We start from the raw sequence: 14,953 nt of genomic DNA on the forward strand, positions 1-14,953 counted from the left end.
CGATCCGCGCCGACGGCGCGGACCGAGTTGAAAGGTAGTGAAAGTGAGCAACATCGTTCTTGCGCAGGCCGCTGAGTCCGCAGGCGCCCTCAACCCCGGTCTGGCCGCGATCGGCTACGGCCTTGGCGCCATCGGCCCGGGTATCGGTGTCGGTCTGATCTGGGCCGCCGTGATCAACGGGACCGCACGCCAGCCGGAGGCCCAGGGCCAGCTGCAGGGCATCGCCTGGATCTCCTTCGTGCTGGTCGAGGTGCTGGCCCTGATCGGCCTGGTCGTGTACTTCATCGCCTCCGGGGCCTGATCTTTTTCATGCCTGGAATGCGTTGGGAGACGTCGTGGTGAAGACACAGATGCTGTTGGCCGCGGAAGGCGGGCACAACCCCGTCATCCCCGAGCCGGCCGAGATCGTCGTCGGCCTGATCGCCTTCCTGATCCTGCTGTTCGTGCTGTGGAAGTACGCGGTGCCGCGCTTCGAGAAGATCTACGCGGAGCGCAGCGAGCGGATCGAGGGCGGTATCGCCCGCGCCGAGCAGGCTCAGGCCGAGGCACAGCGGACGCTGGAGCAGTACAAGTCGCAGCTGGCCGAGGCGCGCGCCGAGGCTGCGCGGATCCGGGACGACGCGCGGGCCGAGGGCCAGCAGATCGTCGAGGAGATGCGCACCCAGGCTCAGACCGAGTCGGAGCGGATCGTCACGCAAGGCCAGAACCAGCTCGCCGCACAGCGTTCGCAGATCGTTGCGGAGCTGCGCGCCGACCTCGGCCGGCAGGCCGTGGATCTGGCCGGTCGCATCGTCGGGGAGTCCCTTGAGGACGAGACCCGTCGTCGCGGCACCGTGGACCGGTTCCTGGAGGAACTGGACTCCACGTCGGCACCGTCCGGGTCCAGCAGGTCCTGACGGCGCCGGTGCGATGGACACGCACATGATGTGGTCCCCGAAGGTTCCCCCAGAACGAAAGGCCCTGGAGAGTTGAGCACCCTCGTGAACGCCGCGAGCCGCGATGCGCTGGCAGCCACCGAGCTGCAGCTGTTGCAGGCCACCGACGGGGCCGGGGCCGCGGAGATCACCGGCCTCGCCGACGAACTGTTCGGCGTGGCCGCCCTGCTGGGTCGTGAGTCGACCCTGCGCCGGGCGCTGGCGGACGCCTCCACCGAACCCCGTTCGCGGGAGGAGCTGGCCAAGCAGCTGCTCGCCGGCAAGCTCGGCGCCCGGGCGCTGCCCGTGGTCGTCGAAGCCGTCCGCTCCCGCTGGTCGAGCGCGAAGGACCTGGTCGGAGGTCTGGAGCGGCTGGCACGGATCGCCCTGCTGGTGCAGGCGGAACGGGCGGGCCGGCTGGACGCGGTCGAGGACGAGCTGTTCCGCCTCGGCCGCATCATCGGCGCCGAACTGGAGCTGGAGCGGCTGCTGGCCGACCCGGCCGCTGCCACCGACGGCAAGACCGCGCTGGTCGACGAACTGCTCGGCGGCAAGGTCGAACCCGTCACCCAGGCCCTGGTGCGCCAGTTGGTGGCGCACCCGCGTGGCGGACACGTCAGCGAGGGTCTGGAGGAGCTCGCGGAGCTCTCGGCCAAGCGCCGGGAGCGTTCGGTCGCGCACGTGCGGTCCGCCATCGAGCTCTCCGCGCAGCAGCAGCAGCGGCTCGCAGCCACGTTGCAGCGGATCTACTCGCGGCCCATCGCGGTCCACCTGGAAGTGGATCCTGCGGTCGGCGGCGGCCTGCTGATCAAGGTCGGTGACGAGATCATCGACGGGACGACCACGGGGCGCCTGCAGTCCCTCCGGCGCGATCTCGCCGACTGACGGCGAGGGCCGCGGCCCGGACACGAACTTCCTTCCAGAACGAACCGAGAGCAGGAACGAGACATGGCGGAGCTGACGATCTCGTCGGACGAGATCCGCAGTGCGATCGAGAAGTACGTCTCCAGCTACTCCCCGGAGGTCAGCCGCGAGGAGGTCGGCGTCGTCACCGATACCGGTGACGGCATCGCCCATGTCGAGGGCCTGCCTTCGGTGATGACCGAAGAGCTGCTGGAGTTCCCCGGCGGCGTCTACGGCGTGGCGATGAACCTGGAGGCTCAGGAGATCGGCGCGGTCATCCTGGGCGAGTCGGCGGGCATCGAAGAGGGCCAGGAGGTCAAGCGGACCGGCAAGGTGCTGTCCATGCCGGTCGGCGACGGCTTCCTCGGTCGCGTGGTGGACCCGCTGGGCGAGGCCATCGACGGCCTCGGCGAGATCAAGGCCGAGGCGCAGCGCGCGCTCGAGCTGCAGGCCGCCACGGTCGTGCAGCGCCAGGGCGTCGCCGAGCCGATGCAGACCGGCATCAAGGCCATCGACTCGATGACCCCCATCGGCCGTGGCCAGCGCCAGTTGCTGATCGGCGACCGCAAGACCGGCAAGACCACGGTCGCGGTCGACACGATCATCAACCAGAAGGGCAACTGGGACAGCGGTGACCCTGCCAAGCAGGTGCACTGCATCTACGTCGCGATCGGCCAGAAGGGCTCCACGATCGCCGGCGTGAAGAAGTCCCTCGAGGACGCCGGCGCGATGGAGTACACGACCATCGTCGCCGCCCCCGCTTCGGACTCGCCGGGTCTGAAGTGGCTGGCCCCCTACGCGGGTTCCGCGCTGGGCCAGCACTGGATGTACCAGGGCAAGCACGTCCTGATCGTGTTCGACGACCTCACGAAGCAGGCCGAGGCCTACCGCGCGATCTCGCTGCTGCTGCGTCGTCCGCCGGGCCGCGAGGCCTACCCCGGTGACGTCTTCTACCTGCACTCCCGTCTGCTGGAGCGTTGCGCGAAGCTCTCCGACGAGATGGGCGCCGGTTCGATGACGGGTCTGCCGATCATCGAGACGAAGGCCAACGACGTGTCGGCCTACATCCCGACGAACGTCATCTCCATCACCGACGGCCAGTGCTTCCTGCAGTCGGACCTGTTCAACGCCGGTCAGCGCCCCGCCATCGACGTCGGCATCTCGGTGTCCCGCGTCGGCGGTTCCGCGCAGATCAAGGCGATGAAGTCGGTCACCGGTTCGCTGAAGATCGACCTGGCGCAGTTCCGCGAGCTGGAGGCGTTCTCCGCCTTCGCCTCGGACCTCGACGCCGCGTCGAAGGCGCAGCTGGACCGCGGTGCCCGCCTCATGGAGCTGCTCAAGCAGGGCTCCGGCGACCCGCTTCCGGTCGAGGAAGAGGTCGTGTCGCTGTTCCTCGGCACGAAGGGCCACGTCGACACCGTTCCGGTCGGCGACGTCCGGCGCTTCGAGTCGGAGTTCCTCTCCTACCTGCGCCGCACCCACGAGTCGCTGCTCAAGGACATCGTCGAGAGCAAGAAGCTCTCCGACGACGGCCAGAAGCTGATCGTGGACTCGGTCGAGGAGTTCAAGAAGCAGTTCACGACCTCCGACGGCTCCTCGCTCACGCAGGAAGCCGACGCCGAGGCCATGAACGCGGACGCGGTGGGCCAGGAAACCGTTCAGGTCAACAAGCCCGCCCCGAAGAAGTGACCGGGTAAGCCATGGCCAATCTTCGAGAACTGCGAGACCGCATCCGGTCGGTCAAGTCGATCCGGAAGATCACCAAGGCGCAGGAACTGATCGCCACGTCCCGCATCATGCGGGCTCGGACCAGGGTGGAGGCGTCCCGGCCGTACGCGGCCGAGATCACCAAGTCCCTGTCCGAGCTGGCCGGTGCGAGCTCGCTGGACCACCCGCTGCTGGTGGAACGGGACAACCCGAAGCGGGCCGCGGTGCTCGTGGTGACCAGTGACGGCGGCCAGTGCGGCGGCTACAACTCCAACGTGCTGCGCGCGGCGGAGGAACTGCAGAGCCTGCTGCGCGAGCAAGGCAAGACCCCGGTGCTGTACGTGATCGGCCGCAAGGGCGACGCGTACTACCGGTTCCGGCAGCGGCCCGTCGCGGCCAGCTGGACCGGTTTCGCCGAGAAGCCCGGCTACTCGGATGCCGCCGAAGTGGGGGAGACCCTGGTCAAGGCGTTCCTCGCGGGCGCCGACGACTACCTCGACGACGGCGGCGAGGACGGTACGCTGGGTGTGGACGAGTTGCACATGGTGCACACCGAGTTCGTGTCCATGCTGACGCAGCGGCCCACCGTCACGCGGATCGCTCCGCTGGAGGTGGAGTACTCCGACGAGCCGCGCAAGCCGCGGTCGGTGTACGACTTCGAGCCGGACGCGGACACGTTGTTCAAGGCGTTGCTGCCGAAGTACATCAACACCCGGATCTTCGCCGGGTTGCTGGACTCGGCGGCGTCCGTCTTCGCGGCGCGTCGTACCGCGATGAAGGCGGCGACGGACAACGCGGATGAACTGATCCGCAACCTCAGCCGTGAGGCCAACCAGGCCCGTCAGGCCCAGATCACCCAGGAAATCAGCGAGATCGTCGGTGGTGTCGAGGCGCTCTCGTCAGCAGGAAGTGAGTGACATGACTGCGACTGCCACTAGCACGGCTACTGGCACCGGCCGCGTCGTCCGGGTTCTCGGCCCGGTCGTGGACGTCGAGTTCCCGCGCGACCAGGTGCCCGACCTCAACAACTCCCTCACCGTGGACATCACCGCTGAGGCCATGGCCAAGACGCTGACGCTCGAGGTCGCCCAGCACCTCGGTGACAGCGTCGTGCGCTGCGTCTCGATGCAGCCGACCCAGGGCCTGGTGCGGGGTGTCGCGGTGCGCGACTCCGGCGAGGGCATCTCGGTGCCGGTGGGCGACGTGGTCAAGGGCCACGTGTTCAACGCCCTCGGGCACTGCCTCGACGAGCCGGGCTACGCCTCGGACGCCGAGCGCTGGTCCATCCACCGCAAGGCCCCGGCGTTCGACCAGCTCGAAGGCCGCACCGAGGTGCTGGAGACCGGCATCAAGGTGATCGACCTGCTCACCCCGTACGTCCAGGGTGGCAAGATCGGCCTGTTCGGCGGTGCCGGTGTCGGCAAGACGGTGCTCATCCAGGAGATGATCCGCCGTGTCGCCAAGAACTTCGGTGGTACCTCCGTGTTCGCCGGTGTCGGCGAGCGCACCCGTGAGGGCAACGACCTGTGGGTGGAGATGGCGGAGTCCGGCGTGCTCGCCGACACCGCCCTCGTGTTCGGGCAGATGGACGAGCCGCCGGGTACCCGTATGCGGGTCGCCCTGTCGGCGCTGACCATGGCGGAGTACTTCCGCGACGTCCAGAACCAGGACGTGCTGCTGTTCATCGACAACATCTTCCGGTTCACCCAGGCGGGCCAGGAGGTGTCGACCCTGCTGGGCCGGATGCCTTCCGCGGTGGGTTACCAGCCGACGCTGGCCGACGAGATGGGTGAGCTGCAGGAGCGGATCACCTCGACCCGAGGCAACTCGATCACCTCGATGCAGGCGATCTACGTGCCCGCGGACGACTACACCGACCCGGCGCCGGCGACCACGTTCGCCCACCTGGACGCGACGACGGAGCTGTCCCGGCCGATCTCGCAGATGGGCATCTACCCGGCGGTCGACCCGCTGACCTCCAGCTCCACCATTCTGGACCCGGCCATCGTGGGCGACGAGCACTACCGCGTCGCCCAGGAGGTCAAGCGGATCCTCCAGAAGTACAAGGAACTGCAGGACATCATCGCCATTCTCGGTATGGACGAACTGTCCGAAGAGGACAAGGTGACGGTGCAGCGGGCGCGGCGCATCCAGCGCTACCTGTCGCAGAACTTCTTCGTGGCCAAGCAGTTCACCGGCCAGGACGGCTCCTTCGTGCCGGTGAAGGAGACCATCGAGGCGTTCGACAAGCTCTGCAAGGGCGACTTCGACCACTACCCGGAGCAGGCCTTCCTGTCCATCGGTGGTCTGGAGGACCTGGAGCAGGCCTACAAGAAGCTCACTGAGAAGTGAGCCTCGGTCTTCGCCGCGGTGCTGTCCGCCGCGGCGAAGACCTACCGGCAGCGGGTCGGGGTCCGTCACGGGCCCCGGCCTCTTTTTTCGCCTTTCCGCGAGGAAGGGAACCTTCCTGTCACCCGTGACCTGAAGGTTCCCGTCCTCGCGCCCCCCTCCGGATGTGACGAGGCCCTGTTCGGCCCGTCATCAGAGCCCGCCTGGCGTTGGCTAGACTGCGGGCCGTACACCCGACAAAGGAGACGCGCGTGGCCAACATGTCCGTCCAGCTGGTCGCTGTCGAGCGCCGCCTGTGGTCCGGTGAGGCGACCACCGTCGTGGCCCAGACGACCGAAGGCGAGATCGGCATCCTGCCGGGGCACGAGCCGCTGCTCGGCCAGCTCGTCGAGGGTGGCGTCGTGAAGATCACGACCGTCGACGGCGACACCGTGACCGCGGCCGTGCAGGGCGGATTCCTGTCCGTCACCGCCGACGGCGTCAGCGTGCTCGCCGAGTCGGCCGAACTCGCCCAGGAGATCGACGTCGCGCAGGCCCGTGCGGATGCCAAGAGCGACGACGAGGAAGCCCGCACGAGGGCCCTGAGTCGACTTCGGGCGGCCGGGCAGTCCGTCTGACGGGCCGCGCACATGGGCTCCGCGGGCGTGTGGTCGATCATCGGTGCAGGGCTGGTGCTGGTCCTGGCCGGCATCGCCCTGAGCGTGGTGCTGGCCGCCCGCCGGCGGTTGCGGCAGCTGCGCGCCGGCGGTATCGATGTGGCGTTGCGCCTGCGGACCGATGATCGTGGTCGCGGCTGGCACCTCGGGGTCGCGCACTACCGCGGCGAGGAGTTCACCTGGTACCGGGTGCTGAGCCTGCGCTCCGGCCCGAACTGGGTGGTGAACCGCCGCGACGTGGAGATCGCGACCCGGCGGGAACCCTCGATGTCCGAGGTGTACGCCTTACCGCAGGCAGCGACCGTGCTGCACCTGACGGGGCGCGACGAGCACCTCGAGGTCGCCATGGGCGCGGACGCGTTGACCGGATTCCTGTCCTGGTTGGAGTCGGCCCCGCCGGGCCGTTCCGTCCCCTGGGCGTCCTGACCGCTCCAGCAGCACGCGCCCCCTCCAGAGGGGGCGCGTTTTTTGTGCCCGCGTGCGAGGAAGGGAACCTTTCTGCCACGGGTGACAGGAAGGTTCCCTTCCTCGCCTCCGCGCGGCGGTGCGGGGGCGGGCCACTGGCGGTGGGGACTTTCGTCCGGAAAGACTGGTCGCATGACGTCGTCCGAACACGTGCAGTTCACGATCACCCCGGAACCGATCGACGGTCCGGACTCGCGCGCCGCGCTGGAGCAGTACGTCGGCGAGCTGGCTCGGCTGTTCCCCGCTGGTTTCGACCCCGGCCGTGCGGCGCCGCCCGAGCCCGGTGACTTCACGCCGCCTCGGGGCTACTTCCTGCTGGTGCGCGATGCGCGCGGCGAGGTCCGCGGCTGCGGTGCGGTGCGGGTCGCCGAAGGCGGGTTCGCGGAGATCCGCCGCATGTGGATCTCGCCGGCGCTGCGGGGGCAGGGCGCGGGGCGGGCGCTGCTGGCCGATCTCGAACTGCACGCGAGCAAGCTGGGTTGCGAGGTGGTCCGGTTGGACACCGCCGCCGAACTCCGGGCCGCCCGATCCCTGTACGCCTCGGCCGGTTACGCGGAGATCCCGGCGTACAACGACAACGAGTACGCCCGCCACTGGTTCGAGAAGTCGCTGGTCTGACCACTCGTAAGCTGGGCCCATGCACATCGAGATCGCCGAGTTCGACCATCCCGCCGTGCAGCGGCTGATCGCGGAGGTCCAGCAGGAGTACGTGGCCCGCTACGGACGCCAGGACGAGACCCCGATCGGTTCCGAGCAGTTCAGAACCCCGCACGGGATGTTCCTGCTCGGCCGCGTCGCGGGGGAACCCGTGGCCATCGGCGGGTGGCGGGTGTACGACCCGGCGGAACCGGAGTTCGAGGACGGCGACGTCGAGCTGAAGCGGATGTACGTGGCGCCGCGGGCACGCGGACGCGGCCTCGCCCGCCGGATGCTGACCGAGCTGGAAGAGCGTGCCGTGGCGGCCGGTCACAAGCGGGTGCTGCTGGAGACCGGAGACCGGCAGCCGGAGGCCATCGGCCTCTACCGGGCTGCCGGTTACACCGACATCCCCGCGTTCGGGCCCTACCGCGACGACCCGGCCTCGGTGTGCTTCGCGAAGACCTTGTGACCCGTCAGGCGTTGCCGCCCGGCCGCCACAGCACGTCGCCGTCGGGGTTGGCGACGCGGGCGAGGATGAACAGCAGGTCGGACAGCCGGTTGAGGTACTTGGCGGCGAGCGCGTTGCTGCGGTCGGCGTCGGCTTCCATCAGGCCCCACGCGGCGCGTTCCGCCCGCCTCGCCACGCAACGCGCCTGGTGCAGCAGCGCGCCACCAGGAGTGCCACCGGGAAGGATGAACGAGTTCAGCTTCGGCACCCGCGCGTTGTACTCGTCGCACCAGGTCTCCAGCCGATCGATGTACGCCTGGGTGACCCGCAGCGGCGGGAACTCGGGGTTCTCGACGACGGGGGTGGACAGGTCGGCGCCCACGTCGAACAGGTCGTTCTGCACCGCGCGCAGCACCTCGACGATCGCCGGATCGAAGGTCGCGGTGGCCAGCGCCACGCCGAGCACCGAGTTCGTCTCGTCCACCTCGGCGTAGGCGACCAGGCGCGGGTCGGTCTTGCTGACCTCCGAGTTGTCGGAGAGCCGCGTCGTGCCCCCGTCGCCGGTCCGCGTGTAGATCTTCGTCAGGTGTACGGCCATGCCCCCAGCCTAGGTGCTGCGCCGCGTCGTGATCCGTGCGAGGAAGGCCGCCTTTCGGTCACCGGTGACAGGATGGTTCCCTTCCTCGCGCCGCTCGGCGTAGCGCACCCGCCACGGACGGGGCCGTGCCAGGGCCGTAACCTGCTGTTCGTGAGTGAGCACTTCCGCGTGCACGGCGGAGCGCGGCTCGTCGGCGAAGTCGACGTGGTCGGCGCGAAGAACAGCGTGCTGAAGCTGATGGCGGCCGCGTTGCTGGCCGAAGGCACGACGACGATCACGAACTGCCCGGAGATCCTGGACGTCCCGCTGATGGGGGACGTGCTGCGCAGTCTGGGCTGCGAGGTCGTGATCGAGGGCCGCACCGCGTACATCACGACGCCCGCGGAGATCAGCCACGAGGCGGTCTCGCCGTCGATGGGCAAGCTCCGGGCCTCGGTGTGCGTGCTCGGTCCGCTGGTGGCGCGGTGCCGCAAGGCGGTGGTGACGCTGCCGGGTGGCGACGCGATCGGTTCGCGTCCGCTGGACATGCACCAGAGCGGGCTGCGGCAGCTCGGCGCGACGAGCCACATCGAGCACGGCGCGGTCGTGGCCCAGGCGGAGAACCTGCACGGCGCGCAGATCTGGCTGGACTTCCCGAGCGTGGGGGCCACGGAGAACATCCTGATGGCCTCGGTGCTCGCCGAGGGCACCACGATGATCGACAACGCCGCGCGGGAGCCGGAGATCGTCGATCTGTGCGTGATGCTGCAGCAGATGGGCGCGAAGATCGAGGGCGCGGGCACCTCCACGCTCACGGTGCACGGCGTGTCCTCGCTCAAGGCCGTTGAGCACCGGGTCATCGGTGACCGCATCGTGGGCGCGACGTGGGCGTTCGCCGCGGTGGCCACGCAGGGCGACATCAAGGTGCGCGGCGTGGACCCGCACCACGTGAACCTGGTGCTGGAGAAGCTGCGCAGCGCGGGTGCCGAGGTCGTCGTGGGCGACGAGGAGTTCCGCGTGGTCGCGGACCGGCGCCCGCTGGCGGTGGACTACGTGACGTTGCCCTACCCGGGTTTCGCGACGGACTTGCAGCCGATGGCGCTGGCGCTGTCCGCGGTGGCCGACGGCACGTCGATGATCACGGAGAACTTGTTCGAGTCCCGGTTCAGGTTCATCGAGGAGCTCGTGCGGATGGGCGCGGACGCGCGCACCGATGGGCACCACGCCGTGGTGCGCGGGCTGGAGCGGCTCTCCAGCGCGCCGGTGTGGGCTTCCGACATCCGCGCGGGTGTCGGCCTGGTGCTGGCCGGGTTGTGCGCCGACGGGATCACCGAGGTGTGGGACGTGTTCCACATCGACCGGGGCTACCCGAACTTCGTGGAGAACCTGCGGGGCCTGGGCGCCTACATCGAGCGCGTCACGGACTGAAGTGGTCCGCGGGAGCTCAGCCGCTCTCGAACGCCACCCGGATTCCGAGCCCGACCATCACGGTGCCGGTGATCCGTTCCATGGCGAGCCGGACGCGCCTGCGGCTGAGCAGCCCCCGCAGGCCGCCGACCAGCCACGACGCCACGCGCCAGTACACGAGCGCGACGCCCAGGAACGCCAGGGTGAGGATCATCGAGGTCGCCGTGCGCGGTTCGCCCGGTGAGATGAACTGCGGCAGCAGCGTCAGGAACAGCAGGATGATCTTCGGGTTGAGCACGTTGCTCACCAGGCCCTGCCGGAACGCTGCGCGCCGGGTCAGGACACCGGTGCCCCCGGTGGTCTCCGGCAGGGTGGCGGCCGGTTCGCCGCGGTCCCGGATGCTCTTCCACAGCGTCGTCACGCCGAGCCACACCAGGTACGCCGCGCCCGCGATCTTGAGCGCCGTGTAGGCGACGGCGGAGGCCGCCAGCAGCGCCGACAGCCCGGCCACCGAGATCGCCGCGTGCACCAGCAGCCCGGCGCAGCAGCCGAGGCCCGTCCACCACATCCCGGCCGTTCCCCCGCGGATGCTGTTGCGCAGGCCCAGCGCGGTATCGGGACCGGGGGCGAGGGTCACCACGATCACGAACAGCACGAAGGGAACGAGTTGAGCGGGCACTCGCGCAGAATAAGGACGCGGCCCCGGTGACGTCACGTGATTTCCGGGCACAGCGACGCCCGCCACAGTCCGCGGCCCGAGCGGTGCGCAACGTCGAGGTGGGTCAGGGCTTGCGGCACACGGCCGCGTAGCTCGCGGCGCGCTCGGGGTCCGGCCCGACGTCCTCTTCGGAGTCCGGTCGCCACTGCGGGGTGAAGACCACTCCCGGCTCCAGGACGTCGAAGCCGCTCAGCATCCCGGTGATCTGCTCCGCGGTCCGCAGCGTCGCCGGCGTGGACGTGCACCGGTACAGCTCGCCCGCGGCGTCGAGCTCCGGCAGCTGGTCGGCGGTGCAGTGCGACAGCGCCAAGTAGCTCCCCGGTGCCAGCAGTTCGCGGTAGCGGCCCAGCAGCGCCACAGGATCCTCGCTGTCCGGGATGAAGTGCAGCATCGCGAGCATCGTCACCCCGACCGGCCGGTCCAGGTCGAGCAGCCGGGTCAGTTCCGGGACGCCCAGCAGCTGCTCCGGGTCGCGCACGTCGCCCTGCACGATCTCGGCGCGGGGGGTGCGCTCCAGCACGAGCTGGCTGTGCGCGATGGCGACGGCTTCGTTGTCCACGTAGACCACGGTGGACTCGGGATTGAGCCGCTGCGCGATCTCGTGCACGGAGCCCGCGGTCGGGATGCCGGAGCCGATGTCGAGGAACTGCCGCACGCCCTGATCCAGGTAGAAGCGCACGACGCGCTGCAGGAACAGCCGGTTGAGCCGGGCGTACTCCCGGGCTCCGGGGAAGATCTCCAGGGCGCGGTGCGCGAACTCGCGGTCCACCGCGAAGTTGGCGGAGCCGCCCAGGAAGTAGTTGTAGATGCGGGCGGCGCTGGGCCTGGTCAGGTCTGCCCGGACCGGTTTCCAGCTAGGTTTGTTGCTCACCCGGTGGCACCTCGCTGATCATGGCCGAGTCGGCATTGGTCCGATCGTGGACCAATGATCAACTTTTGCCAAGTGGAAACCCGCGAACTTCACGTTGTTCGTTCGTGCAAGCACAACAGCAGGTAGCCGGCGATGGACTGGGCATCGGTCACCTCGCCGTCCCGGATCATGCGTTCGAACTCCGCGCGGTCGAACCACGCCGCCCGCATGTCCTGCTCCTCGAGCTCCCGCTCATGCTCCCCGGCGGTGAGGCCGGTCGCCAGGAACACCCTGCCGCGCTGGCTGGACATGCCCGGCGCCACGTCGAGCCGCCCCAGGTCGGTCAGCCGCGCCGCGCGCAACCCGGTCTCCTCGCGGAGTTCGCGAGCGGCGAGCTCGGCGGTCTCCACCTCCGCCCGATCCGGCGCGGTGCCCTGCGGGAACTCCCAGCGGCGCATTCCCAGCGGGTAGCGGAACTGCTCGACCAGGTGCAGCCGATCCCCGTCCATCGGGATGATCAGCGCGTAGTCCGGTTTGTCCACCACGCCGTAGATCCCGTCGGATCCGTCCGCGCGCCGGATGCCGTCCTCCCGGACCGTCATCCACGGATTGGCGTAGATCTCGCGGCTGCTCGTCGTGCGCATCGGCCCATGGTCCTACGCCGCGTCCCGGACCGATCACGCGGCAGCCGAGGAAGGGAACCTTCCTGCCATCGATGCGAGGGAGGAACCTTCCTGCCGTTGCAGTCGCGCACCCGTCAGGCGCTCTCCGCCCGGTTGAGCTTCGAACGGCGCAGGCCGTAGCCGAGGTACACGGCGAGACCGACGGCCGTCCAGATCCCGAAGACCAGCCAGGTGATCCAGTCGAGACCGAGGATGAGGTACGCGCACAGCGCCACGCCCAGCAGCGGGACCCACGGCATCAGCGGCGTGCGGAAGGACCGGTCCAGGTCGGGTTTGCGCCGCCGCAGCACGATCACGCCGACGTTGACGATCCCGAACGCCACCAGGGTCCCGATGCTCGTCGCGTCGGCGAGGCTGCTCAGCGGGACCACGGACGCGAGGATCGCCACCAGCACGCCGACGATCATGGTGTTGTGCGCGGGCACGGCGCGGCGGTTGACCGCGGACAGCTTCGCGGGCATCAGCCCGTCCCGGGACATCGACACCAGGATCCGGGTCTGCCCGTACAGGACGGTCAGCACCACGGAGGCGATCGCGACGACGGCGCCGAACGCGAGCAGCACCGCGGGCCAGCCCTGGCCGGTGACGATCTCCAGTGCGGTCGCGAGCGAGGCCTCGGAACCGCCGAGCACCTCCGTGCCGACGGCGCCCACGGCGGCGAAGGCGACGACCACGTAGACGAGCGTGACGATGGCCAGCGAGAGCATGATCGCCCTCGGCAGGTCCCGCTTCGGGTTCCGCGCCTCTTCACCGGCGGTGGAGGCGGCGTCGAACCCGATGAACGAGAAGAACACCGCGGACGCGCCCGCCGAGACGCCCGCGATGCCGAGCGGCGCGAACGGCGTCAGGTTCTCCGAGCGGAACGCGGTGAGCGCCACGCAGACGAAGAACACCAGCACGGCGAGCTTGAGCAGGGTGGTGAAGGTGGTGACGGCGGCGCTCTCCCGCACGCCCATCATCAACACGGCCGTGGCCAGCAGCACCACGACGACGGCGGGCACGTTCACGATGCCGCCTTCGCCCGGTGGCGCCGACAGCGCGTCGGGAATGGTCATGCCGAGGGTGCCGCGCAGGAACTCGTTGAGGTACCCGCCCCAGCCGACGGCGACCGCGGCGACCGACACGCCGTACTCCAGCAGCAGGCACCAGCCGCAGACCCAGGCGACCAGTTCGCCGAGGGTCGCGTAGGCGTAGGAGTACGCCGAGCCGGACACCGGGACGCTGCCCGCGAGTTCGGCGTAGGACAGCGCCGAGCACAACGCGGCCAGGCCGGCGAGCACGAACGACACGATCACCGCGGGTCCGGCGGCGGGCGCGGCTTCGGCCAGCACGACGAAGATCCCGGTACCCAGGGTCGCGCCGACCGACAGCGCGACCAGCGGTAGTAGCCCCAGAGTGCGGCTCAGCGCGGTGTGCGAGCTTTCGTCGGTGAGGCGCTCGACCGGTTTGACGCGGGAGAACAGCTGGGCGTACGACACGAGAACGCACGGTAGACCTGCCGGTCCTAGTGATCTTCGTGAGGTTTGCCGGGGCGATACCGGCATGGGTGCTCGACATCGTGATCGGCGCCCGTACCCTGTGCCGGGTGCGTCTTGTCATCGCTCGCTGCAAGGTCGACTACGTCGGCCGCCTCACCGCGCACCTGCCCGTCGCCCAGCGCCTGCTGCTGGTGAAGTCCGACGGGTCGGTCTCGGTGCACTCCGACGACCGCGCCTACAAGCCGTTGAACTGGATGAGCCCGCCGTGCTGGCTGATCGAGGACCCCGGCGTGTGGACGGTGCAGAACAAGGCCGGCGAGAAGCTGGTGATCAGCATCGAAGAGGTGCTGCACGACTCCAAGCACGAGCTGGGCCCGGAGCCGGGCCTGGTCAAGGACGGCGTCGAGTCGCACCTGCAGCAGCTGCTCGCCGAGCACGTCACGACGCTGGGCGACGGGTGGTCGCTGGTGCGCCGCGAGTTCCCGACGGCGATCGGCCCGGTGGACCTGATGTGCCGGGATTCGGGCGGTGCCAGCGTCGCGGTCGAGATCAAGCGCCGCGGCGAGATCGACGGCGTGGAGCAGTTGACCCGCTACCTGGAGCTGTTGAACCGGGACCCGCTGCTGTCGCCGGTGAGCGGGGTGTTCGCGGCTCAGCAGATCAAGCCGCAGGCCCGGACGCTGGCGGAGGACCGCGGCATCCGGTGCGTGACGTTGGACTACGACCAGCTGCGCGGGATCGAGCCCGACGAGTTCCGGCTGTTCTGAGTCCCCGCGGCACGCGGGTCGGTGGAGAGTCCCGGCCCGCTGCTGTCGCCTTGCGGCCGTGACGTCGTCGATTCCGGGGCGGCCCGCCGCGCCCGCGCGCGTGTCGAACACGTGTTCACCCTGCTGAGTGATGATTTCCGCGGCAGCGCGAGGAACACTGGAGACATGATCAGTTCATCGGTGTTCCTCGACGTGTCCGCGCCCGTGCTTCTTGCAGGTCGGAGGCGTCCCCCGTGCGCAGTCGCCGCTCGCGTTCATCCTGGTGCCGCCGGTCCGGCCGGTCGACTTCGCCGCTCATCTCGGTGGATCGCCAGGGCGTCCGGTGGTCTCGCGCGGGCGCCCGTCGATCGCGAGCGCTCTTGCCTCGACTCGGGTTGATTTTCGTTTTCTCC

General features: G+C 69.4%; 17 protein-coding genes. 12 read left to right on the forward strand and 5 right to left on the reverse strand.

All coding sequences use genetic code 11. From position 1 onward, the window contains the following. The first annotated feature begins 43 nt into the window (after positions 1 to 43). The 10 genes from OOZ19_RS18775 to OOZ19_RS18820 all read left to right on the forward strand — a co-directional run bounded on the left by OOZ19_RS18775 (position 44) and on the right by OOZ19_RS18820 (position 8,102). A complete protein-coding gene (locus OOZ19_RS18775) occupies positions 44 to 301 on the forward strand; it encodes an ATP synthase subunit C-like protein (protein ID WP_266091420.1) in 258 nt (85 codons plus the stop codon). Positions 302 to 338: 37 nt separating this feature from the next. Beyond that, entirely contained in the window at positions 339 to 896 is a 558-nt protein-coding gene (locus OOZ19_RS18780; RefSeq protein WP_184485679.1) for a F0F1 ATP synthase subunit B, read from the forward strand. A 72-nt stretch (positions 897 to 968) separates the two neighbouring features. Then, positions 969 to 1,799: a F0F1 ATP synthase subunit delta gene (locus OOZ19_RS18785; RefSeq protein ID WP_266091422.1), complete on the forward strand. Its 831-nt coding sequence runs from the start codon at positions 969 to 971 to the stop codon at positions 1,797 to 1,799. Positions 1,800 to 1,862: 63 nt separating this feature from the next. Next, positions 1,863 to 3,506 (forward strand): F0F1 ATP synthase subunit alpha, encoded by a 1,644-nt coding sequence (gene atpA / locus OOZ19_RS18790; protein WP_266091423.1) that lies wholly within the window; start codon positions 1,863 to 1,865, stop codon positions 3,504 to 3,506. A gap of 11 nt (positions 3,507 to 3,517) precedes the next feature. Next, positions 3,518 to 4,441, forward strand: a complete 924-nt coding sequence (locus tag OOZ19_RS18795) for a F0F1 ATP synthase subunit gamma (RefSeq protein WP_266091424.1) — start codon at positions 3,518 to 3,520, stop codon at positions 4,439 to 4,441. A 1-nt stretch (position 4,442) separates the two neighbouring features. Then, positions 4,443 to 5,876, forward strand: coding sequence for a F0F1 ATP synthase subunit beta (gene atpD, locus OOZ19_RS18800; RefSeq protein WP_184482024.1), 1,434 nt, complete (start codon positions 4,443 to 4,445; stop codon positions 5,874 to 5,876). A 248-nt stretch (positions 5,877 to 6,124) separates the two neighbouring features. Next, positions 6,125 to 6,490, forward strand: a complete 366-nt coding sequence (locus OOZ19_RS18805; RefSeq protein WP_184482022.1) for a F0F1 ATP synthase subunit epsilon — start codon at positions 6,125 to 6,127, stop codon at positions 6,488 to 6,490. Between the two features lie 12 nt (positions 6,491 to 6,502). Next, entirely contained in the window at positions 6,503 to 6,955 is a 453-nt protein-coding gene (locus tag OOZ19_RS18810) for a DUF2550 domain-containing protein (protein WP_266091425.1), read from the forward strand. A gap of 171 nt (positions 6,956 to 7,126) precedes the next feature. After that, complete coding sequence (locus OOZ19_RS18815; RefSeq protein WP_266091426.1) at positions 7,127 to 7,612, forward strand: GNAT family N-acetyltransferase; 486 nt, start codon at positions 7,127 to 7,129, stop codon at positions 7,610 to 7,612. Positions 7,613 to 7,631: 19 nt separating this feature from the next. After that, a complete protein-coding gene (locus OOZ19_RS18820; protein ID WP_266091427.1) occupies positions 7,632 to 8,102 on the forward strand; it encodes a GNAT family N-acetyltransferase in 471 nt (156 codons plus the stop codon). Between the two features lie 4 nt (positions 8,103 to 8,106). On the opposite strand, the gene OOZ19_RS18825 is transcribed toward OOZ19_RS18820, so the two are convergent. Then, positions 8,107 to 8,679, reverse strand: coding sequence for a cob(I)yrinic acid a,c-diamide adenosyltransferase (locus OOZ19_RS18825; RefSeq protein ID WP_266091428.1), 573 nt, complete (start codon positions 8,677 to 8,679; stop codon positions 8,107 to 8,109). A gap of 150 nt (positions 8,680 to 8,829) precedes the next feature. On the opposite strand from OOZ19_RS18825, the gene murA reads away from it, so the two are divergent. Then, positions 8,830 to 10,086, forward strand: a complete 1,257-nt coding sequence (gene murA, locus OOZ19_RS18830; protein ID WP_266091429.1) for a UDP-N-acetylglucosamine 1-carboxyvinyltransferase — start codon at positions 8,830 to 8,832, stop codon at positions 10,084 to 10,086. Positions 10,087 to 10,102: 16 nt separating this feature from the next. Here murA and OOZ19_RS18835 read toward each other — a convergent pair whose 3' ends face one another. The 4 genes from OOZ19_RS18835 to OOZ19_RS18850 all read right to left on the reverse strand — a co-directional run bounded on the left by OOZ19_RS18835 (position 10,103) and on the right by OOZ19_RS18850 (position 13,794). Further along, a complete protein-coding gene (locus OOZ19_RS18835) occupies positions 10,103 to 10,744 on the reverse strand; it encodes a LysE family translocator (protein ID WP_266091430.1) in 642 nt (213 codons plus the stop codon). Positions 10,745 to 10,847: 103 nt separating this feature from the next. Then, positions 10,848 to 11,654: an SAM-dependent methyltransferase gene (locus OOZ19_RS18840; protein ID WP_266091431.1), complete on the reverse strand. Its 807-nt coding sequence runs from the start codon at positions 11,652 to 11,654 to the stop codon at positions 10,848 to 10,850. Between the two features lie 89 nt (positions 11,655 to 11,743). Continuing rightward, the gene (locus OOZ19_RS18845) at positions 11,744 to 12,277 is read right to left on the reverse strand and encodes an NUDIX domain-containing protein (RefSeq protein ID WP_266091432.1); all 534 of its coding nucleotides are present in this window, start codon (positions 12,275 to 12,277) and stop codon (positions 11,744 to 11,746) included. Positions 12,278 to 12,390: 113 nt separating this feature from the next. Continuing rightward, complete coding sequence (locus OOZ19_RS18850; RefSeq protein WP_266091433.1) at positions 12,391 to 13,794, reverse strand: amino acid permease; 1,404 nt, start codon at positions 13,792 to 13,794, stop codon at positions 12,391 to 12,393. A gap of 107 nt (positions 13,795 to 13,901) precedes the next feature. Between OOZ19_RS18850 and nucS the strand changes: the two genes are divergently transcribed. Then, on the forward strand, positions 13,902 to 14,561 hold the full coding sequence (gene nucS, locus OOZ19_RS18855) for an endonuclease NucS (protein ID WP_266091434.1): 660 nt from the start codon (positions 13,902 to 13,904) through the stop codon (positions 14,559 to 14,561). Positions 14,562 to 14,953: the final 392 nt, after the last annotated feature.

This window comes from Saccharopolyspora sp. NFXS83 (assembly GCF_026241095.1).
Lineage (GTDB): Bacteria > Actinomycetota > Actinomycetes > Mycobacteriales > Pseudonocardiaceae > Saccharopolyspora_C.

Excerpts from the sequence above, each read along its gene's own strand:
- OOZ19_RS18845 (WP_266091432.1), bottom strand. The coding sequence starts at position 12,277 with ATGCGCACGACGAGCAGCCGCGAGATCTACGCCAATCCGTGGATGACG.
- OOZ19_RS18820 (WP_266091427.1), top strand. The coding sequence starts at position 7,632 with ATGCACATCGAGATCGCCGAGTTCGACCATCCCGCCGTGCAGCGGCTG.
- OOZ19_RS18795 (WP_266091424.1), top strand. The coding sequence starts at position 3,518 with ATGGCCAATCTTCGAGAACTGCGAGACCGCATCCGGTCGGTCAAGTCG.
- atpA (WP_266091423.1), top strand. The coding sequence starts at position 1,863 with ATGGCGGAGCTGACGATCTCGTCGGACGAGATCCGCAGTGCGATCGAG.
- OOZ19_RS18825 (WP_266091428.1), bottom strand. The coding sequence starts at position 8,679 with ATGGCCGTACACCTGACGAAGATCTACACGCGGACCGGCGACGGGGGC.
- OOZ19_RS18810 (WP_266091425.1), top strand. The coding sequence starts at position 6,503 with ATGGGCTCCGCGGGCGTGTGGTCGATCATCGGTGCAGGGCTGGTGCTG.
- OOZ19_RS18815 (WP_266091426.1), top strand. The coding sequence starts at position 7,127 with ATGACGTCGTCCGAACACGTGCAGTTCACGATCACCCCGGAACCGATC.
- atpD (WP_184482024.1), top strand. The coding sequence starts at position 4,443 with ATGACTGCGACTGCCACTAGCACGGCTACTGGCACCGGCCGCGTCGTC.